This is a genomic window from Paraburkholderia kirstenboschensis (genome assembly GCF_904848585.1).
GTDB classification, from domain to species: Bacteria; Pseudomonadota; Gammaproteobacteria; order Burkholderiales; family Burkholderiaceae; genus Paraburkholderia; species Paraburkholderia kirstenboschensis.
On sequence record NZ_CAJHCR010000007.1, the window covers coordinates 272,485 to 290,281 of the forward strand.

Below are 17,797 nucleotides of genomic sequence, written 5' to 3' on the forward strand. Positions count from 1 at the left end.
CATTCCGGTTTGCTCAAGCTGCTGGCTTGAATCGTCTAAATCACTTAGATCACGCAGCGGGCCGCGCGATTGCGTAGCGCACGAATCGCGCTGTACGCGGTCAATGCGGACGTCTTGGGGTTGTCGGGCAGCGGCTTGCCGCACATTTCCAGCGACATCTCGCCGAACGCGCCGCGCGCGAGAATGCGGTGTACGTTGCGCGTGACGTCCGGATCGGCAATCAGTCGAACTGTCGTGTGGTCGAGCCCGAGCCCGGCCAAAGCGATGGTCGCGGCAACGTTGGCGTTCTTCGGATAAAGCCGCGCCGCCTCTCGCGCGCTGCCTTCGAAGATCACCTTCTCTTCCTTCAGCGCGTTCAGATCGCAGACCTGTTCCGCGGGCGTGCCGAGCCAGCCCGTGGGTGGTTTGCGGCCCGTGTACAGCACTTCGTCGAGGCCACCGAGCTTCGCCGCGGCCAATGCATCGACTCCGCCAATTGCGCCGGACAGCAGCGTCAACGTCGCGTCGCCTTCATCGGCAGCGGCTGACAACGCGTCGAGCAACATTACATCGGACAACGCACCGATCGACGCCACCGCGCAATCCGTGCCGGCTTTCAGCAGCGGCACCACGTGATCGACCAGTGCGCTGTGACCCGCGCATTCCAGAGCGAAATGCGGGCGGCTGCTCAATGCGGACACTGAAGCCACCACGTCCACCGTCGAGCCGACCACTTCGCGCACCGAATCCATATGACGCTCCGGCACGATCACGTGCGACACACGCACCGCCGGATCGGCGGCGACCGAGCGATACACCGCCTGGCCGATCGCGCCGAAGCCGATCATCGCGACATCGACGGGAGCGTGGTGCCCCGCGTAGCCCGCTTCACGCATGTTCCGGCTCCTCTTCCTTGACCGGCGGACCCGCGAAAGCGGTCGCGAACGAGCCGACCGACAGCATGTCCACTTCCACCAGCACCGGACCGGTCTTCGCCATGCCTTCGCGAATGATCGCGTCGGCCTGATCGAGCGACTTGATGCGGTAGTGCGTGAGCTTCAGGCTGTCGCAGAACTGCGCGAAGTCCGGCTGATGCAGATCGACGTAGCAGCGCCGGCCGCCGTATTGCGCATCCTGAATGTTGCGGATCACGCCATAGCATTGGTCGTTCATCAGCACGATCATGACGTTGGCGTTTTCCTGCACAGCCGTTGCGAGTTCGCCGACGTTCACCATCAAGCCGCCATCGCCGACGAGGCACACGGTTTTCGCCGCGCTGCTCGCGAGCGCCGCGCCAATACCCATCTGCATGCCTTGGCCGATGCCACCGCCCAGCGCATGCACGCCCGCGCGCGGCGAGAAGATTTTCAGCATGCGGTTGCCCCACGTGCTGTTCGAGATCGTGACGTCGCGCACCCAGTTGTAGTCGCGGCCCACTGCTTCCTGCAGCGCGTCGACCAGGCGCTTGTAGGGACCCAGGCCCTTGCCCACGTCTGCGACGGCGCTTTCGCGTGCCGCGGCCAGGTCTTGCGCGAATGCGGGATCGACCTTCACGCGGCCTTCGAGCAGCGTGGCGAGTTCTTCGAGCACCGCCGATGCATCGCCGTGAACGAACATCTCGTTGCGATAGCCGCGGTTGTCAGCGAGCGCGTCTGCGTCGATCCGATAGAGCGGCTGCGGCAGTGCGAGCTTGTACTTCAGCGTTTCATTGCCACGCAGGCGCGAACCGACGACCACCAATGCGTCGCACGTCTTGTAGAAACTTTCGACCGCCGGATGAACGTTGAACGCGCCGAGCGTCGCCGGATGATCTTCCGGCAATACGCCGCGGCCCTGCACGCTCGTCACCACACCGAAGCCCAGCGCGACCAGGCGTTCGACCGCTTCTGCCGCATGCCGCGCGCCGCCGCCCAGCCACAACAGCGGACGCTTTGCGTTCGCCAGTTGCTCCGCGAGTCGCGCGACGCGCTGGCTGCAATGCGTGAGCGTGGTGATATGCGGCGCGGACAGATCGGCAGGCCATTCAATTTCAGCGGCTTGAATGTCGATAGGAATCTCGACGCTCACCGGACCGCTCGGCGCGGTTTGCGCGACGCGCACGGCTTCGCGGATCGTCGGCAGTGCGGTCTCGACGGAACGCACTCGGTACGCGGCCTTCGAGATCGACTGGAGCATCGACAACTGGTCAGGCGCTTCGTGAATGTACGCGAGGTCCTTGTCGAGATATTCGGTTTCGATCTGACCGGTCACGTGCAGCAGCGCCGTGCCCGCAGTCAGCGCTTCGACCATCGCGCCCGCTGCGTTGCCCGCCGCGGTGCCCGTGCTGGTGAAGGCGACACCGAGGCCGCCAGAAACGCGCGCAAGACCGTCGGCCATGTTCACGGCACCGGCTTCGCCGCGCGCGCCGACGTAGCGAATCTTGCCGCGGTTGTGGATCGCGTCGAGGATCGGCATGTTGTGGATCGAGATCACGCCGAACGCGGTTTTCACGCCGCATTGCTCGAGAAAAGCGGCGATCAATTCGCCAACGGTGGTTTTATTAGACATGTCGTGCAACGCCTCCAGAAACATCGATGTGACTGCCCGTCGTATAGGACGACAGCGTCGTAGCCAGATAAAAGAGCGCTTGAGCGGCTTCTTCGGGCTTGCCGAAGCGGCCTAGCGGAATGTTTTTCTTGCGCGCGAGTTCCGCGGTCCAGTCTTCCCAGCTCTGGCCCGGCTGCGCTTCCTTCGCATAACGGCGGCGCCATTGCCCCGATTCGACGATGCCGATCAGAATCGAATTGACGCGGATGCGCTGCGGCGCGAGTTCCACCGCGAGCGACTTGATGAGGTTTTGCACGCCCGCACGCGCCGACGACGTCGCCACCATATGCGGCTCCGGTTGCAGCGCGAGCAGCGAATTCACGCAGACCACGGCCGCGTTATTGCCTGCGCCAGCCGTATCGCGCAGCATCGGCAGAAACGCGCGGGTTGGGCGGATCACGCTGAAGTATTTGAGGTCGAGTTCTTCGCGCCAGGCTTCGTCGCTGGTATCGGCGAAGGTCGACACGCGGCCCTGGCCCGCGTTGTTGATCAGCATGTCAGCACGGCCGAAGCGCGCTTGCACCGCTTGCGCAAACGCGCCGACGTCTTCCGCGTCGAGCACGTCGCAGCGGCGCGCGAGCAGTTGCGCGCCGGGAAACTGCGCGTTCAACGCCTCCTCGGCTTGCGCAAGACGCTCCGTATCGCGGCCGCAAATGGCAACCGAGGCCCCGGCTCGCAGGAACAGTTCGGCGGTCGCGAGGCCGATGCCGGACGAGCCGCCCGTCACCACCGCCACCTGCCCGTTCAGATCTATTCGAATCATTTGAGCCCCAATGCCTTCATGTATTTGCTGCCCGCGTTCGACGCGTTGCCCGGCCGGTAGTTGAGCCGCTGCGACAGTTCGTCGGCCGCGCGGCGCACTTTGTCGACGAGACCGCTGTCCAGCAGCGAGGCGTCGATCTCCTGGCGCGGAATCGTCGTAGTGATCACGGCGACAATGCGGCCGGTGTCGTTGCGCACCGGCGCACTGACCACCGAAATGCCGCGCTCGAACGACGACTCGCTGATCGCGAAACCGCGCCGCGCGTCGTCGCGGATCCGTTCGTAGAGGTCTTCCACAGTCGCGGGCGTCTGCCTCGTGAAGCGCTCGAGTTCCGGCTCTGGATAGAGCTTCTTCAACTCGTCGAGCGTCATGTCGCCCATCAGCACCTGACCGTGCGTCGTTGCATACGCGGGCAAGCGAGTGCCGACGTTCACTTTCACGGAACTGAAAATCGGCGCGTGGCTTTGCGCCTTTGCGACGAATACGACGTCGCGTCCATCGCGAATCACGATGTGCGTCGTGAGGCCCGTTTCGTCGCGCAATGCTTCGATGATCGGCAAGCCGAGGTCGGTCAATTCGAGCGAGCTCAAATATTCGAAGCCAAGGCGCAACACCGCGACGCCGAGCCGGTAGTTGCGGTCCTTGTCGGCGCGTTCGAGAAAGCCGAGCGATTCGAGCGTTTGCAGCAGACGGAAGACCGTCGTGCGCGGAATCTTCAAGCGGCGCGACAATTCCGGAGCGCCGAGCACCGGCTCGCGCGGCGAAAACTCCGTGAGAATTTTCAGGCCGCGCTCAAGACCCGGCACGCGGTAGCCTGAGTCGCTATTGCTGTCGTTGCTGTCGTTGCGGTCGTCTTCCGCGTCACGCTCGTTGATGGTGTCGGGCGTCATTCATTGGCTCCGTTGTCCGGCGCTTGCGCGGCAGAACGTGTCGATGATCGCGGTGTACGCGGCAGGTGCTTCGATATAGCCGGCGTGCCCCGCGCGTGGCACGACTTGCAATTGGGTCCCCGCGACGAGCGCCAGTCGCTCGCAGGCCGCGGGAGTCGTAATGGTGTCGTCGGCACCGACCGCGATGTTGACGCGGCCTTTGAAGCGCGCGAGGTCGGCGGCGAGGTCGGCGTTTGCAAGCAGATGTGTGGCCTGCGCGTAGCCGCGTGCAATGACGCGGGACATGTTCCAGCGCACCCATTCGCGGGCTTCGTCGCTTGCGTATGAGGACAACATGTTGGCGCTGCGCTTGTCGGCGAGTCCTTGGGGGCCGAGTTCGTTCAACATTGCGAGGCGTTGATCGCGCTTCGTCTCGCGGACGTCAGCGCTGGCCGCACCGTAACCGCCTGCCGGCGATAGCAGCAAAAGACCGGGCACGCGCAGCGGATGCATCGCAGCAAAAGCACCGGCGATGATCGCGCCAAGCGAATGGCCGACCAGCACGCAATGTTCAATGTGAAGTGCATCGAGCCATTCCGTCAGCACGCTTGCGTAATCGCCGGCGACAGGCGACTCGGGTGCTACCGGCGTGGACATGCCATAACCAGGCGCGTCCCACGCGAGCACGCGGCGGTTCACGTTTGGTGCCTCGAGTTGCTGCACCCACGAAGCCGCGCCCGAACCGATGCCGTGCAGCAAGACGAGCGGCAACGCGTCGTTTGCAGCGGCGCCGTCCGCTTCGCGATAGCTCAGCACACGTTGCTGCGCCAGCTCGATTTGCCTGGCCGGAAAGCGCGCAAGGCGCGCTTCGAGCGTGGCGTTTGCATCGACGGCAACGGACGGGACTGCGGACATGATTTCCTTCGTGGTGTTGGTACAGGGACGGCTTAGCGCTTGAGCTTCGCGAGCGGCGAATCCGGCGGATACGTGGGCGTGATCGGCTTCGGCGAACCGAGCATCACGCACATCAACGCGTCTTCTTCGCCGATGTTGACTTCCGTGCGATACACGCCCGGCGGCACTGAGATCAGATCTCGCTCGCCGAGCACGGCTTCCCACGTTTCGCCGTCCTTTTCGCAGATCACTTTCATCTTGCCGCGCAGCACGAAGAAAATTTCTTCGACGTCCATATGAATATGGCTCGGTCCGATATTGCCGGCCGGAATCACCATCGTCGAAAACGTGAAGCCGCCTGCGGGGACCGTGTTCATGTCCTTCGCCACACCCGTGCCGCCGGTGCCGACATAGCGCATTTGCGCGCGGCGATACTTCGGGTCGTAGTCAGCCTGGAACTTCAGCGCGTCCCAGTCGTAGCGGCGCGTTTCCAGGCGCGCGACGCGGCCGTCCAGCCACTGGGCAAAGCTCGCGTCCGCGGGTTGTTCCCACGACTTGCGTTCGATATCGGCGTCCGCCATCTCTTTCTCCTTTCGATTCGACAAGATCAATTCATCACGAAGCCGCCGTTCACCGGCAGCAACTGGCCCGTCACGAAGCGCGCGGCATCGGACAACAGGAACAGCACCGGCCCGGTGACGTCGTCGGGCACTTGTGCACGCGTCAACGCGCGGCCTTGCAGGTAATACTCGTGACGCTCGGCGGGCACATACGCGGTCGCCTCGACTTCTGTGAGGCCAGGCGCGATTGCGTTGACTGTCACTTGATGCGCGCCGAATTCGCGAGCGAGCGAGCGCGTCATCGAGATCACTGCACCCTTGCTCGCCACATATGCGAGCAGCTTCGGCGCGCCCCACATTGCTGTGTCAGAAGCGATGTTCACGATGCTGCCGCGGCCCGAGTCGCGCAAATACGGCAGTACGGCCGTACTCATCAACCAGGTGCCGCGCACGTTCACATTCATTACGGCATCCCAAGTATCGACGGATAATTCGTCGGCAAACTTGCCGCCCGAATTCGTGATGGCCGCGTTGTTGATCAGCGCGTCGATTCCGCCGAGTCGCGCCGCGCCTTGTTCCGCGAATTGCTTGATGCTTTCCGGATCGGCGAGGTCGAGCGGCAGATAGATCGCCGCGTGGCCCTGCCCTGCGAGCGACGCAGCCAGCGCGCGCCCTTCGTCGTGCAATACGTCGCCGAACACGACCTGAGCGCCGGCTTGCACCAGCGCGCGCACAAACGCCGCGCCGAGACCGCGAGCGCCGCCTGTCACTAGGACGCGCCGGCCGTTGAGCGCCGCGGACGCGTTGTTATGCATGGCTGTGCCCTGCTGCTTCGGTTTGCGCGGTGCCGGCTTGAGCCGATTGCGCGGCTTCGGCGCGATGCGCTTCGAGCGCGGCGAAGTCCTGTTGCGCACGCTGACGCAACATGCGGCGCACGCGCGTCATACCGACGTCGTGCTGATAGAGAAATTCGTGCTCGCGCGCATTCGGCGCCATGCTTTCGAGCACATAGCGGTCTTGCTCCAGCACGGCCCAGTGCAGACCTTCCAGGCGATTGCGATACATGAAGCGCCATGCGTCGCGTTGCCAGCCCTGCACCTTGCGGGTACGCCAGAAGTACACCTGGCAGTTGTCTTCGTCGACGGGAACGGCGAAGCCGATGATCCCGAAGTTGCCGCCGGGGCCGAACTTCTTCTTGTACGGAATCGCGAGGCGCATCCACAGGCAACCGGTTTCGCCGAGTTCGACCCAGTCGAAGTTCACGTCGCGCTGGCCGACCTTTTCGAACATCAAGCCGGTTTCGGTTTTGCGCACACGCATGTCGGCCTGCTTGTCGCCTTCGGCCATCGAATGCGAAGTTGCATGCAGATAGGCGCCGTGCATCGGGTCCATCACGTTGTCGATCGCGTACTGGTAATTGCACTTCCAGTTCGACATGCAAAGGAAGCTCGCGTATTCCTCGCCGACCAGTTCTTCCGGCAGCTTGAGCGGCGCGGGCTCCTTGTGTGCGTCGTCGCCGAACCACAGGAAGATCGCGCCCGCATGTTCTTCCACCGGGTACGACTTCACGCATTTCTGTCCTTCTAGCGGACATGCCGACACGGCCGGCACCTTGGTGACTGTGCCGCCTCCGTTGATTTCAATGCCGTGATACCAGCACGCGACGCTGCCGCCCAGGTTCCAGCCGAGCGACAGACGCGCGCCGCGATGCGGGCAGCGGTCTTCGAGCGCGTGGACTTTGCCTTCCTTGTCGCGCCACAGCACGATCTGATCGCCGAGGCGGGTAATGCCGACCGGCGCATCACCGACTTGCCAGCTCGGCGCGACGGGATACCAGTAGTTGCGGAGACCGCGGTCCAGATACGACTGGATCGGATCGGCCGCGTGTTGACTTGTAGCGGGGGACGTCATGAAGAGACTCCGGATGCGGATGCGAGGAAACGTGTTCGGAATAGCGCGCTTATTCGGCGAGCAGGCGGAATTCGGCGGCGAGGCGATCGGCGTTCCACGCATTGCCTTCCGGCGTGCGAAAGCCAATGCCGTTCAAACCGTCGACGACTTCCTGCAACTCCACCGCGCCGGCTTCAAAGACTTTTTCGAGCGCATCGCCGAAGTCGTTTTCGTATTGCGTCGGCTCAGCCTTGCGCGTTTGCCAGATGAAGTTTTCTGTCTCGCCCGGCTTTTCGATTACGCCCTTGCCAGCGACGTTATTCGGCTGCGGCGCAAGCCACGGCTTCAGGAAGGGATTGAAGTTCACGGCTACCTCTCGCATGTCATTCCACCTTGATCTGGATTTCTTCGCCGGCAAGGCGGACCGAATACACCTTCAGGTCGCGGCCGCCAGGCTCTTTCAGGCACTTGCCCGTCGGAATATGGAACACGGCTTCGTGCAGCGGGCATTCGACGGTATCGCCGTCGACAAAGCCCTGCGTCAGCAACGCGTACGCGTGGGGGCAGACGTTTTCCAGCGCGTACAGCGCATCGCCCACCTTGTAGATGCCGATCTCCGCGCCGTCGAGCTTGAACTCGAGCGGCGCATCTTCGGACAGGTCGCCGGCATGGCCGGCGCAGCGCCATTGTTCAGTCATTTCTCGCCTTCTCCTGAAGCTCTGTGTTCCACATAAGGAACATCAGTTCGTGTATGGATAATTATAGGAGCGACATCGGCGGGACAAAATAAAAATCTGGAGCGTTAGGGGAAAACACTGAGTGTGGCGTCCACAACACATCATTGCGAGGACTGCAAGGACGGACACGCGTACGAGCTATGCCTTGCAGCGCGGGGCTTTGAGCGCTTTGTGGGCTCGAAACTCGCTGCGCAGATGCGGGTTTCTACGGACACCGAAAATTTATTTTGATCAGTTTCGAAGTCATTATACTTTTCCATAGGCGATACGAACGCCCATAGGTGGAACATAAAGCGTAGCAGTTTTGGCGCATAAACCCAGACTGCATCAACCCCACAGCAAAGGATCAGGGACGTCGGAATTCGCGCGAGCGATTCGTCGTGAGATCAGGAGAACCAACGGTGAAGCACATCATTGCAGCCGGCTTGACGGCAGTCTGCGCAACCACAGGCGCATGGGCGCAGAGCAGTGTGACGCTATACGGCAGCCTGGATGCCGGGATCGCGTATATCAGCAATGTCGGCGGCCACTCGAAGTGGATCGAGGAACAGGGCAACATGCAGCCGGACCGCTGGGGCCTGAAGGGTGTGGAGGATCTCGGCGGCGGTCTGAAGACGATCTTTCAGTTGGAGAACGGCTTTTATACGAACACCGGTGCCTTCGCCAAGTCGGGCACGCTATTCAATCGCCAGGCGTTTGTCGGTCTGAGTTCGGACAAGATCGGCACGGTGACACTCGGCCATCAGACGCCGTTCAGCTTTGATGTGCTGGGCCCGCTGAGCACGGCTTATCTCGCCGCCAGCTGGTACGCGTTCCACCCCGGCAATATCGACGAACTCGCGGACACGGGAGTCGTGCCGTTCGACAATTCGGTGAAGTTCCGGTCCGCGAGTTTCAACGGCTTTTCGGTCGGCGCGATGATGGGCCTCGGCAACACCACCAACTTCTCGACCGGCAAGACGTTGAGTTTTGCGCTTAGCTATGCGAACGGTCCGTTCAAGGCCGGTGCAGCGTATGCGAACGAGCACAATCGAACGCCGTCGATCGTGACTACGGGCATTACGACTTTTCAGGGTGTCGCGGCAGCCAACTACAGCGCCGACAAGGTGCAGAACATGGGCGCGGGCGCGTCATATCAGTTCGGCAAGCTGCTCGTGCACGGCTTGTACACGCGGGTGAAGCTGGAGTCGGCCGGACATTCGGACACGTATCAGAGCTACGACGTCGGTGCGAATTATCAGTTCACGCCGTTCAACAGCGTAGCCGGGGGCGCCGCAACCACGACGTTGGCCGGCCACCGCTGGACGCAGTTTGAAATCGGCGACATTTATGCGTTGTCCAAATCGACGCAGTTATACGTGAATGCTTTGTACGAGCGCGCGGGGTCCAATACGGACGCCGCTTTCTTCACGGCGGGCGTGTCGAGTGGCCGGAACCAGACGATCATCCTGACCGGTATTCACCACTCGTTCTGATCCGACGCTCGGAACTAGCTCGCCGCGACGGGTTTGCGACGAGCCTGCATCACTGTCGGTTCGTCCGCGCGCGGACGGTGGCCGAGCCGCTCGGACAACTCGAGCGCCGCCTGGCAAACGGCGGTGACGAGCGGCTCGCGCTCTTCGGTCTCGCCGAGATCGGAACGCGGGATCGTGACCGTCAACGCAGCCGCGATTTTGCCGCTCTGGTCGCGCACCGGCGCGCTCACCACGGAGATGCCCCGCTCGAACGACGCCTCGCTCAACGCGTAGCCGAGCGCCGCGCTCTCGCGCACTCTTCCATACAACTCTTCAACGGTGGCCGGCGTGCGCTCGGTGTAACGCTCCAGTTGCGGTTCGGGATACAACTGACGCAACTCGTCGAAAGTAAGGTCGCCCATCAGCACCTGGCCGTGCACGGTGGCATGCGCCGGCAAACGCGTGCCGACGTGCACTTTTACCGAACTGAACATCGGCTCATGTGTTTGCGCTTTGCCGACGAACACCACGTCGCGCTGATCGCGGATCAGCAGATGCGAACTCAGGCCCGTGGCGTCGCGCAGACGTTCGAGAATCGGCGTGCCCACGTCGGTCAATTCGAGCGAATTCAGATATTCGAAGCCGAGCCGCAACACTGCGACGCTCAGGCGGAAGTAACGGTCGCCATTGACCCGCTCCAGAAAGCCGAGCGCTTCGAGCGTCTGCAATAAACGGAAGGTGGTAGTGCGCGGAATGCCGATGCGCTTCGATAATTCCGGCGCGCCTAGCACCGGCTCGCGCGCGCTGAATTCGGAGAGAATGCGCAGCCCGCGCTCCAGGCCCGGCACGAGATAAGTCGAGCCGCCGGCGCTGTCTTCGTCGGTACTAGCGGCGCCAATGGTGCTGGCGGTGCTGGCGCTGCTGGCGTTGGAACGGGTCGAATGAGTCGAATCAACGCCGCCTTTTTGCGCCGACGACATGCTCTCGTGATGCGACGCCGGCGCTGCCATAGCGCGTGGCTTGGCCTGCTTGCGTCCCGCTCCTGTCTGCTCTTCTTTTGCCATCTTGGCTGCCGTTTTCTGCTGTTCATCGAGGTCAGATCAGCATCATAGCGTCTTTGCGGTGCTATGCTTTGATGCGGTCCGCTGCGCGAGGCCTCGCTGCCACGCCTTCGTTCCGCTCAAGCGTCCGGAGGCCACGCTCATGTCTGATTCCGTGCAGATTCAGGTTGCCGATTCGCATCTCTATCCTGGGTGTGCGGTGCACATAGCGCACTTGCCAGAGTCCGAGCGAGGGGCCGCCGCGGTGGTCGCGGTCGTCGAGTTCGCAGACGGCTCCGGCGCTAACGCCACCTGTCATCTGCGAGCGCACGACGAACTCGAATTGACAGTAGACGGCTATGCGACGCAGAAGCGCCACCCTGTCAACGCGAGACATTGGCTACTGCTGGCCGTCGATGCAACGCACAACAGTTGGCGCGTCAAACGCCGATTGCCTTAGCCGCAAAACCGCCGCATCCATTGATGCAGTAGTTCAACTGTACGTCCAGCCGTATCCGCAGCGAATCGTAGCTTCCGCCGGCGTTTCGCGCGCCGCCCCGAGCCGCACTTGAGCGCTCGTCACGCGCACTTCGGAACCGACCGATGACAGACCACGACTCCTCCCTGCCGCCGAGCCCCGAGAGCCCGGAGAACGCCTCCAGCGCCGCAGACGATCCGCACAATCCCGAGCGCCGCCGCGTTCTTACCGGCCTTGCGGCCGTCGGCATCGGACTCGCGCTGACCGCCTGCAAGACCGAACAAGCCGCGAGCGGCGTAGCACCGCGTACCGCCGCGGACTTACGGCTCGACGCCGCGCTGCGCGACCAGGTCAAGCAGATCGTGGTGATCTACGCGGAAAACCGCAGCTTCGCGAACCTTTATGGCAATTTCCCAGGCATCCAGCATCCGCTCGATGCAGTAACCGCCGAGCGATATCTGCAACTCGACCGCGACGGCAAGACGCCGATGCCGCGCCTGCCTGCCATCTGGGGCGGCCTTGTGCCACAGGCGCAGGAAGTGGACGGCAAGCGCTACATGATCGGCCAGAAGGACATCGGCAATCTGCGCAATGGACCTTTCCACCTGACCGATGCGCAAGGCGCGCCATTGCCCACTGGCGTGATCACGCGCGATCTCGTGCATCGCTTTTATCAGAACCAGATGCAGATCAACGCCGGGCGCAACAACCAGTTCGCGGCGTGGGGCGATTCGGGCGGGCTCGTCATGGGGCATTACCGAAACTCCGCCGACACGCTGAAGCTCTGGAGTCTCGCGCAGCAATACACGCTATGCGACAACTTTTTCATGGCCGCGTTTGGCGGCTCGTGGCTGAACCACATTTTCCTGATTTCGGCGCAGGCGCCGTTCTATCCGGACGTGCACAACAGCCCGGCCAGGAAGATGGTTTCCGTAGTCGAGGGCGACGACCTTACCGGCGCCCGGCTGAAGCTCGCGCCGGACTCGCCGGCATCGGCACTCGACGGTCCGCCGAAATTCGTCAATGACGGCGCATTTACCGCCGACGGCTATGCCGTGAATACAATGGCTCCGCCCTACCAGCCGAGCAACGTGCGCCCGGCGGAAGGCGGCAACCCGGCTTTCGCCGATGCGACGAATCCGCGGGTGCTGCCGCCACAGAATTACGCGACGATCGGCGACCGCCTCACGGACAAGGGCGTCGATTGGGCGTGGTACAGCGGGGCATGGCAATACGCGCTGGAACATCAAGACACCGGCGCCGTGCCCGACTTCCAGTATCACCATCAGCCGTTCAACTATTTCGCCAACTACGCGCCTGGCACGCCCGCGCGGCGCAGATATCTGCGTGATGCGGGCCTCGGCAGCGACGCATCGACCAACCACCTGATCGCCGACATCGACGCGGGACGTCTGCCCGCCGTCACCTTCTACAAGCCGCAGGGCGATCTGAACATGCACGCCGGCTACGCGGACGTCGAATCCGGCGACCGGCACATCTCACGCGTGATCGAGCATATTCAGAAGGGTCCGCAATGGGCTCATACGGTCGTGATTGTCACCGTCGACGAAAACGGCGGCTGGTGGGATCCGGTCGCGCCGCCGAACGGCGACCGCTGGGGTCCGGGCTCGCGGATTCCGGCGCTGGTGATTTCACCGCTCGCTAAAAAAGGCTATGTCGATCACACCGTGTACGACACGAACTCGATTCTTCGCCTGATCAGCCGCGTGCATGGACTCGCGCCGCTCGACGGCGTCATGGCGCGCGACCGCGCGTTCGCAAGGAACGGTCTGGCGCCGCTTGGCGATTTGACCGCGCCGCTAGATCTGGCCTGACGATCACTGCGCGGCGGCGTGAAGCCTGGCGACTACGGCATCGGAAATCTCTTGAGCCGTTTTCTTGATCGTCTTCTTCTCGTCGCCGCTTGCCATGACGAACTTCGCTGCGATCACGTATGGATTGAGCTTGATGGCAGCGCCGGGCGCGTGCTTGCTGTCGGCCTCTTCCACGGCTTCATAGAGAGGCGGCAAATTCGCCGATGCAAGACTGTCGCATGACACCGCGACCTGAATGTCGTTCTGACCGGCGCCCAGACCGACCATGGCGCGCCGCAGACGGTTGCCCTCGTCGACGCTCAGGAACACACCGCGCACTTGCCAGCCCGCCGCCGGCAAAGTCTGACCAGACGCGATGCGCCGTGCGTCGACGCCGCCCTGGCGCAGATCGGCCGTGAGCGCCTCCGCCATTTCGTTGACGATGTTCTTTGCGTGTTCCTGCGGATTCGCGTCATGGTCCAACGGTCCCGGCCCGCTCGGCAATAGACCTCGCAGACGGCGCACGCGTTGGCCGGGGCCGCTGTCCGGTGCGACGTTCGCGACGTCCAGTTCGAAATCCGATACGTAGACGATCGGCGCGGGCTCGGCGAACGGCGCGTTATCCGCTGAAAAACCAGGCGCCGGCGCCGCGCTTATGCACGCGGCCAGCGCGACAAAACGCAGAAATCGAAGCTGTATGACACGTCTCCAGGATCGGTGCAGCGACAACGAAGAAGCAAGTTCGCGCGGGTGGAAAGCGGAGGCCGGATCGCGACGCAAACATGGTACAGCCGTGTGTATCCAGCGTCGGATTTTTCGTGCACAAGTCTTACCATTTGCCTTGAATAACCGGCGTCGCGACATAGACTGTTAAAGCTATTCTGAGTACTTTGCACGGAACTGATATGCGCCTGACCATTCTCATTAACGGTTCCGATCCCACCGTCAGTCATGACTACGCTGTGCTATGGCTCGACACCGACCAACGCCGGTGGTCGAGGGAAGCGCATCAAGGGATCGATCTGCCCCCGTGGGGCGAATTACGCGACGAAGGCGGCGTGACGACATTGTGCGCGCCAAGCACGGACGCGCCGTTGTGTACGCTGCGTGGATTGCACGTCGACCGTAAGCAGCGCGTGAGCGCCGCTCAAGGCGACGCGGCGTGGACCGCCGTGCGCAATCGTGCGCCGACCAGCGGCTTCTGGCGCTTGCAAGCGGTCGATCGTCAAAACGTCCGCGCTGAGAACAGCGTGTTCGGCAATTAATTCCAGCGTCCTTTCTGCTCGGTCGATGTTCCCACCCGCGCGTCGCCGGACGCGCGGATGGAATCGTTTAACCCGCCACTCCGCACTGTCCGCTCTTCACGATCTAATGGACCGGTTTACGCGACGCATGCATTTAAGCTTGCCTTAAGTTTGCCTGCGTAGTGTCGGAAGTCCACGCATTCGGGTCGCCGCAAGGCGGCCCATTTTTTTTGCCCGTGCGACACCGCGTCATGTACCTGCTTCGGCGCGCGAGCATTGCATTGCCGCTCTTCTCTACGCTCTCCCACCCGTTTTACATCGCTCAATAGCCACGCTCAACGCTATACTTTGCGCCCCTCTCTTTTCACCGATCAACCCATGAAGAAGTGGTTCGCCAGTCTGCTCGTTGTGGTCGCCGCTCACGCAATTGCGGCGCCCTCCTGCACCCAGTTCACACCAAATGCGCAATGGCCGGTTCTGACCAATCAGAAGATGGCGCCCAAAGCGCGCATGCTTTGTTATAGCGATTTCGCCGTCATGCATTCGGGCATCACACACGGTCCATTGTGGTCCGCCGAACACCTGACGCGCGACCATATCGAAGCCGCCAAAGACATGGTGCGCACCAACAAGTTCTTCGAAGACGCGCGCTTGCCCGACGGCGAAGGCGCAACGCTCGCCGATTACAAGCGCAGCGGCTTCGATCGCGGACATATGAGTCCCGCGGGAAATCGCTGGAATGAGCAAGCCATGGCGCAGTCGTTTTCGCTCGCGAACATCGTGCCGCAAAATCGCGAAAACAATCAACGGCTGTGGGCGCGCATTGAAACGTCAGTGCGTAAAATCGCCATGGCTTATGACGACACGTATGTCGTCACGGGTCCAATGTTCAGCGGCCAGCAACTGCAAACAATCGGACCCACGCGCGTGTTCGTTCCAACCCAGTTGTTCAAGGTCGTCTACGTACCTTCGCGGCAACTGGCGTTCTCGGTAGTGGTCGACAATGTGTCCACGAACCGCTACGACATCAGAACGATTCACGAACTCGAAGCAGCATCGGGCATTCGCTTTCCGGGCATTCCGGAGAACCTCAAAGATCAGCGACCGGGAGGACTCAAAGGTGTTTAAACCCTATTCGAACGACGACGACGTACTCAACATTCAAGGCGACGCAATGACCGTGAGCAACGGCGCAAAGCGCGTCGTGCTGAACGGCACGCTCGAACTGACGCAAGACCAGCGAGGGCTGAAGGCCGCGCTCGCATTGAAGGAAGCGGTGGATGCAATCGTCGCGGCCTTGCAGGCGCATCCGGGGCTGCCCGCTAAAGTGAAAGACGAACCGGATGCAAAACCGGGTGTTGTGGACAATCCATTCAACTAACGTTTGGAGTCTTATTGCGTCGAGAGCGGGAAGGCCGGAAGAGTAGTCAGCAGCACGATATGTTTCTGCGGTTACGTTTTGTCACCAGAACATCGTCAACTGCTGTCCTCCGGACTGCGTTAAACCGGCAGCGCTGAACAATCCAGCCGCGAAACAGAAACTCGCAGGAATCCACAGGAATCCACCGGTTCAACAAGGAGTCACACCATGAAGACGCTTTTCGCTGCTCTCGCTTCCGCTCTGCTCGTGTCAACCGCTTTCGCTCAAACGGCCGCACCCGCACCGTCCGAAGCAACGCAGCCCGCGGGCCAGGCGAATCTTAAGGCAAGCACCGCCGTGCAAACCGGCGCGTCGAATGACACGACAGCCACCACCCACGCTAAAGCACCTTCGAGCACGACCGCGAAGTCGCATGTGAAGACTTCTTCCAAGCACGCCGCGAAGAAACACAACGCAGTGAAGAAGACTCCGGCCGATTCCAGCACGGCGAAAACGAAAACGGACGGCGCGCAAGAGGCCAGCAATGCGCCGGTGAGCGCTGACGGCGCCAAGACCGGCACGACCAAAACGCAATAACACGTGCACGGTTCCGGCACGCACCGGCCACGCATGCATTAGAAGAATTAAGCAAATAATCGAAGCCGGGCAATGCCGTTCAGGGAGGGCGAGTCGTATGACTCGCCTTTTTTTATGCCAGCTTTCGCGTTGTCGTAACAGTGGCAATCTATGGCAATCGCGCGGCGAAGCCGCTTTCAAGCCGTCAATGTGCACCTGGGCTCAACTGCGCAAGCTCGCGAAGTCTGCGCTCGTCGACTATCCGGATTTCCGCATAGCCGAGCTTCACCGCGCCCTGCGTTTCAAACTGCTTGAGCACCTGGTTGATGGTCTGCCGCGACAGTGCCAGCATCATCGCGAGATCTTCCTGGGGCACGTTGATGACGCGCCGCATAGTGCCGGCCTCGCCATATCCGCCAGCCATCAGCAACAGCCGCCGCGCTACGCGTTGCGCGGCGGGCAGCAACGCGGCTTCTTCTATCGCGTCGAAGGCGAGACGCAGTTTTTGCGTGAGCAGCAATCCGATTGTGTGCCAATGCGCAGGCGTGCGTTCGAGCAGCCCGGCGAGTGCGGCGCGCGTCACATGAAACAGTTCGGTATCGCGTTCGGCATACGCGTCGTGCGTTCGCGGACGATTGTCAAACAGCGCAATCTCACCGAACCAGTTCACCGGTTCGATCACAGCGAGCAATGCTTCCGTGCCGCTCGCACTCGCTGCGCCGATTCGCACGGCGCCGCCAAGCACGCAATAGATGCCGTCATCTGGATCGCCGCGCATGAAGAGACGCTCGCCAGCGGCGAGGCGTTCGATTCGGCCCGCGTCGATCAATTGGGCCTGCAAAGCCGCCGGGGCCGAGCGAAACCATGCGCTGTCTGAAAGCAGCGTGGCAAGCTGAGTACGAGGAAGACTTGCGGTCATTGAATCGCGCTTGTTCCGACTGTCGGCTACCCGATGGTTTCAAATTCCAATCGCCGCGATTATGCTGGCTTTGACGCAGGAGCGGCATCCATGAGAACGCTGACGCAACAGCTTACGCAATATGCGGCTTACCATCGCGACCGGCGCAATATCGCCACGCATTTCATCGGCATCCCAATGATCGTGCTTGCATTGGCGGTGCTGCTGAGCCGTCCGGCTTTCGCGCTCGCCGCGCCGCCGTTGACACTATCGCCCGCATGGCTGTTGTTCTCCGCGGCCACGCTCTATTACCTGGTGCTCGACGCGTCGCTGGGTCTGCTGATGACAGCGGTATCCGCGCTTTGCATCGCGTTTGGCCAGTGGATCGCGGCGCAGTCAACGTCGGTCTGGCTGGCAACCGGCGTGGGACTCTTCGCGACCGGCTGGGTGTTTCAGTTCATCGGCCACATTGCCTACGAGCACCGCAAGCCGGCTTTTGTCGACGACGTGATCGGCCTTCTGATCGGCCCACTGTTCGTGCTGGCCGAAGCGTTGTTCCACATCGGCTGGCGGCCTGCGCTACGCGAAGCGATAGAAAGAGATCTGGGGCCGACGCCGACGAACGAACAACGCGCGACGGCGCACGAGTAAAAGC

General features: G+C 62.1%; 21 protein-coding genes. 8 read left to right on the forward strand and 13 right to left on the reverse strand.

The genetic code is table 11. From position 1 onward, the window contains the following. Positions 1-44 precede the first annotated feature (44 nt). From JMY24_RS20420 to JMY24_RS20465, 10 genes are read right to left on the reverse strand one after another with little or no spacing between them, the layout of a single operon-like run. A complete protein-coding gene (locus JMY24_RS20420; RefSeq protein ID WP_128598101.1) occupies positions 45-875 on the reverse strand; it encodes an aspartate dehydrogenase in 831 nt (276 codons plus the stop codon). Beyond that, positions 868-2,526, reverse strand: a complete 1,659-nt coding sequence (locus JMY24_RS20425; protein WP_128598100.1) for a thiamine pyrophosphate-binding protein — start codon at positions 2,524-2,526, stop codon at positions 868-870. Before JMY24_RS20425 ends, JMY24_RS20420 begins: the two co-directional genes overlap by 8 nt. Further along, the gene (locus JMY24_RS20430) at positions 2,519-3,328 is read right to left on the reverse strand and encodes an SDR family oxidoreductase (RefSeq protein WP_128598099.1); all 810 of its coding nucleotides are present in this window, start codon (positions 3,326-3,328) and stop codon (positions 2,519-2,521) included. Before JMY24_RS20430 ends, JMY24_RS20425 begins: the two co-directional genes overlap by 8 nt. Continuing rightward, complete coding sequence (locus JMY24_RS20435) at positions 3,325-4,218, reverse strand: IclR family transcriptional regulator (RefSeq protein ID WP_128584553.1); 894 nt, start codon at positions 4,216-4,218, stop codon at positions 3,325-3,327. The genes JMY24_RS20430 and JMY24_RS20435 overlap by 4 nt, the downstream gene beginning before the upstream one ends. After that, the gene (locus tag JMY24_RS20440; RefSeq protein WP_128598098.1) at positions 4,219-5,112 is read right to left on the reverse strand and encodes an alpha/beta fold hydrolase; all 894 of its coding nucleotides are present in this window, start codon (positions 5,110-5,112) and stop codon (positions 4,219-4,221) included. A 32-nt stretch (positions 5,113-5,144) separates the two neighbouring features. Further along, entirely contained in the window at positions 5,145-5,672 is a 528-nt protein-coding gene (locus tag JMY24_RS20445) for a cupin domain-containing protein (protein WP_128584552.1), read from the reverse strand. A gap of 26 nt (positions 5,673-5,698) precedes the next feature. Beyond that, positions 5,699-6,466 (reverse strand): SDR family oxidoreductase, encoded by a 768-nt coding sequence (locus JMY24_RS20450; protein WP_201702749.1) that lies wholly within the window; start codon positions 6,464-6,466, stop codon positions 5,699-5,701. Beyond that, positions 6,459-7,562 carry an aromatic ring-hydroxylating dioxygenase subunit alpha gene (locus tag JMY24_RS20455; RefSeq protein ID WP_128598096.1) on the reverse strand — a complete coding sequence of 368 codons (1,104 nt, stop codon included), beginning with the start codon at positions 7,560-7,562 and terminating at the stop codon, positions 6,459-6,461. The genes JMY24_RS20450 and JMY24_RS20455 overlap by 8 nt, the downstream gene beginning before the upstream one ends. Positions 7,563-7,611: 49 nt before the next feature. Further along, the gene (locus JMY24_RS20460) at positions 7,612-7,923 is read right to left on the reverse strand and encodes a recombinase-like helix-turn-helix domain-containing protein (protein ID WP_128598095.1); all 312 of its coding nucleotides are present in this window, start codon (positions 7,921-7,923) and stop codon (positions 7,612-7,614) included. Between the two features lies 1 nt (position 7,924). Then, positions 7,925-8,239: a non-heme iron oxygenase ferredoxin subunit gene (locus tag JMY24_RS20465; RefSeq protein WP_201702751.1), complete on the reverse strand. Its 315-nt coding sequence runs from the start codon at positions 8,237-8,239 to the stop codon at positions 7,925-7,927. A gap of 440 nt (positions 8,240-8,679) precedes the next feature. Here JMY24_RS20465 and JMY24_RS20470 point away from each other — a divergent pair, with 440 nt between their 5' ends. Further along, on the forward strand, positions 8,680-9,753 hold the full coding sequence (locus JMY24_RS20470; protein WP_128598094.1) for a porin: 1,074 nt from the start codon (positions 8,680-8,682) through the stop codon (positions 9,751-9,753). Positions 9,754-9,767: 14 nt separating this feature from the next. On the opposite strand, the gene JMY24_RS20475 is transcribed toward JMY24_RS20470, so the two are convergent. Then, positions 9,768-10,712, reverse strand: coding sequence for an IclR family transcriptional regulator (locus JMY24_RS20475; protein ID WP_413231260.1), 945 nt, complete (start codon positions 10,710-10,712; stop codon positions 9,768-9,770). A 223-nt stretch (positions 10,713-10,935) separates the two neighbouring features. Between JMY24_RS20475 and JMY24_RS20480 the strand changes: the two genes are divergently transcribed. Beyond that, positions 10,936-11,232, forward strand: a complete 297-nt coding sequence (locus JMY24_RS20480; protein WP_128584546.1) for a hypothetical protein — start codon at positions 10,936-10,938, stop codon at positions 11,230-11,232. Between the two features lie 143 nt (positions 11,233-11,375). Next, positions 11,376-13,085 carry an acid phosphatase gene (locus tag JMY24_RS20485; RefSeq protein WP_201702755.1) on the forward strand — a complete coding sequence of 570 codons (1,710 nt, stop codon included), beginning with the start codon at positions 11,376-11,378 and terminating at the stop codon, positions 13,083-13,085. Between the two features lie 3 nt (positions 13,086-13,088). On the opposite strand, the gene JMY24_RS20490 is transcribed toward JMY24_RS20485, so the two are convergent. After that, the gene (locus tag JMY24_RS20490) at positions 13,089-13,844 is read right to left on the reverse strand and encodes a DUF4410 domain-containing protein (protein ID WP_236597464.1); all 756 of its coding nucleotides are present in this window, start codon (positions 13,842-13,844) and stop codon (positions 13,089-13,091) included. Between the two features lie 125 nt (positions 13,845-13,969). Between JMY24_RS20490 and JMY24_RS20495 the strand changes: the two genes are divergently transcribed. The 4 genes from JMY24_RS20495 (at position 13,970) to JMY24_RS20510 (ending at position 16,265) form a co-directional block, all read left to right on the forward strand. After that, positions 13,970-14,329: a DUF3564 domain-containing protein gene (locus JMY24_RS20495; protein ID WP_020068677.1), complete on the forward strand. Its 360-nt coding sequence runs from the start codon at positions 13,970-13,972 to the stop codon at positions 14,327-14,329. 357 nt (positions 14,330-14,686) lie between these two features. Continuing rightward, on the forward strand, positions 14,687-15,436 hold the full coding sequence (locus JMY24_RS20500) for a DNA/RNA non-specific endonuclease (protein ID WP_128584543.1): 750 nt from the start codon (positions 14,687-14,689) through the stop codon (positions 15,434-15,436). After that, complete coding sequence (locus JMY24_RS20505; protein ID WP_128598091.1) at positions 15,429-15,689, forward strand: hypothetical protein; 261 nt, start codon at positions 15,429-15,431, stop codon at positions 15,687-15,689. Before JMY24_RS20500 ends, JMY24_RS20505 begins: the two co-directional genes overlap by 8 nt. A 207-nt stretch (positions 15,690-15,896) precedes the next feature. Continuing rightward, positions 15,897-16,265: a hypothetical protein gene (locus tag JMY24_RS20510; RefSeq protein ID WP_128598090.1), complete on the forward strand. Its 369-nt coding sequence runs from the start codon at positions 15,897-15,899 to the stop codon at positions 16,263-16,265. 184 nt (positions 16,266-16,449) lie between these two features. Here JMY24_RS20510 and JMY24_RS20515 read toward each other — a convergent pair whose 3' ends face one another. Further along, complete coding sequence (locus tag JMY24_RS20515; protein WP_128598089.1) at positions 16,450-17,163, reverse strand: Crp/Fnr family transcriptional regulator; 714 nt, start codon at positions 17,161-17,163, stop codon at positions 16,450-16,452. A gap of 90 nt (positions 17,164-17,253) precedes the next feature. Between JMY24_RS20515 and JMY24_RS20520 the strand changes: the two genes are divergently transcribed. Then, positions 17,254-17,793 (forward strand): Mpo1 family 2-hydroxy fatty acid dioxygenase, encoded by a 540-nt coding sequence (locus JMY24_RS20520; protein ID WP_128598088.1) that lies wholly within the window; start codon positions 17,254-17,256, stop codon positions 17,791-17,793. Positions 17,794-17,797: the final 4 nt, after the last annotated feature.

Excerpts from the sequence above, each read along its gene's own strand:
- JMY24_RS20420 (WP_128598101.1), bottom strand. The coding sequence starts at position 875 with ATGCGTGAAGCGGGCTACGCGGGGCACCACGCTCCCGTCGATGTCGCG.
- JMY24_RS20425 (WP_128598100.1), bottom strand. The coding sequence starts at position 2,526 with ATGTCTAATAAAACCACCGTTGGCGAATTGATCGCCGCTTTTCTCGAG.
- JMY24_RS20430 (WP_128598099.1), bottom strand. The coding sequence starts at position 3,328 with ATGATTCGAATAGATCTGAACGGGCAGGTGGCGGTGGTGACGGGCGGC.
- JMY24_RS20435 (WP_128584553.1), bottom strand. The coding sequence starts at position 4,218 with ATGACGCCCGACACCATCAACGAGCGTGACGCGGAAGACGACCGCAAC.
- JMY24_RS20440 (WP_128598098.1), bottom strand. The coding sequence starts at position 5,112 with ATGTCCGCAGTCCCGTCCGTTGCCGTCGATGCAAACGCCACGCTCGAA.
- JMY24_RS20445 (WP_128584552.1), bottom strand. The coding sequence starts at position 5,672 with ATGGCGGACGCCGATATCGAACGCAAGTCGTGGGAACAACCCGCGGAC.
- JMY24_RS20450 (WP_201702749.1), bottom strand. The coding sequence starts at position 6,466 with ATGCATAACAACGCGTCCGCGGCGCTCAACGGCCGGCGCGTCCTAGTG.
- JMY24_RS20455 (WP_128598096.1), bottom strand. The coding sequence starts at position 7,562 with ATGACGTCCCCCGCTACAAGTCAACACGCGGCCGATCCGATCCAGTCG.
- JMY24_RS20460 (WP_128598095.1), bottom strand. The coding sequence starts at position 7,923 with ATGCGAGAGGTAGCCGTGAACTTCAATCCCTTCCTGAAGCCGTGGCTT.
- JMY24_RS20465 (WP_201702751.1), bottom strand. The coding sequence starts at position 8,239 with ATGACTGAACAATGGCGCTGCGCCGGCCATGCCGGCGACCTGTCCGAA.
- JMY24_RS20475 (WP_413231260.1), bottom strand. The coding sequence starts at position 10,712 with ATGTCGTCGGCGCAAAAAGGCGGCGTTGATTCGACTCATTCGACCCGT.
- JMY24_RS20480 (WP_128584546.1), top strand. The coding sequence starts at position 10,936 with ATGTCTGATTCCGTGCAGATTCAGGTTGCCGATTCGCATCTCTATCCT.
- JMY24_RS20485 (WP_201702755.1), top strand. The coding sequence starts at position 11,376 with ATGACAGACCACGACTCCTCCCTGCCGCCGAGCCCCGAGAGCCCGGAG.
- JMY24_RS20495 (WP_020068677.1), top strand. The coding sequence starts at position 13,970 with ATGCGCCTGACCATTCTCATTAACGGTTCCGATCCCACCGTCAGTCAT.
- JMY24_RS20500 (WP_128584543.1), top strand. The coding sequence starts at position 14,687 with ATGAAGAAGTGGTTCGCCAGTCTGCTCGTTGTGGTCGCCGCTCACGCA.
- JMY24_RS20510 (WP_128598090.1), top strand. The coding sequence starts at position 15,897 with ATGAAGACGCTTTTCGCTGCTCTCGCTTCCGCTCTGCTCGTGTCAACC.
- JMY24_RS20515 (WP_128598089.1), bottom strand. The coding sequence starts at position 17,163 with ATGACCGCAAGTCTTCCTCGTACTCAGCTTGCCACGCTGCTTTCAGAC.
- JMY24_RS20520 (WP_128598088.1), top strand. The coding sequence starts at position 17,254 with ATGAGAACGCTGACGCAACAGCTTACGCAATATGCGGCTTACCATCGC.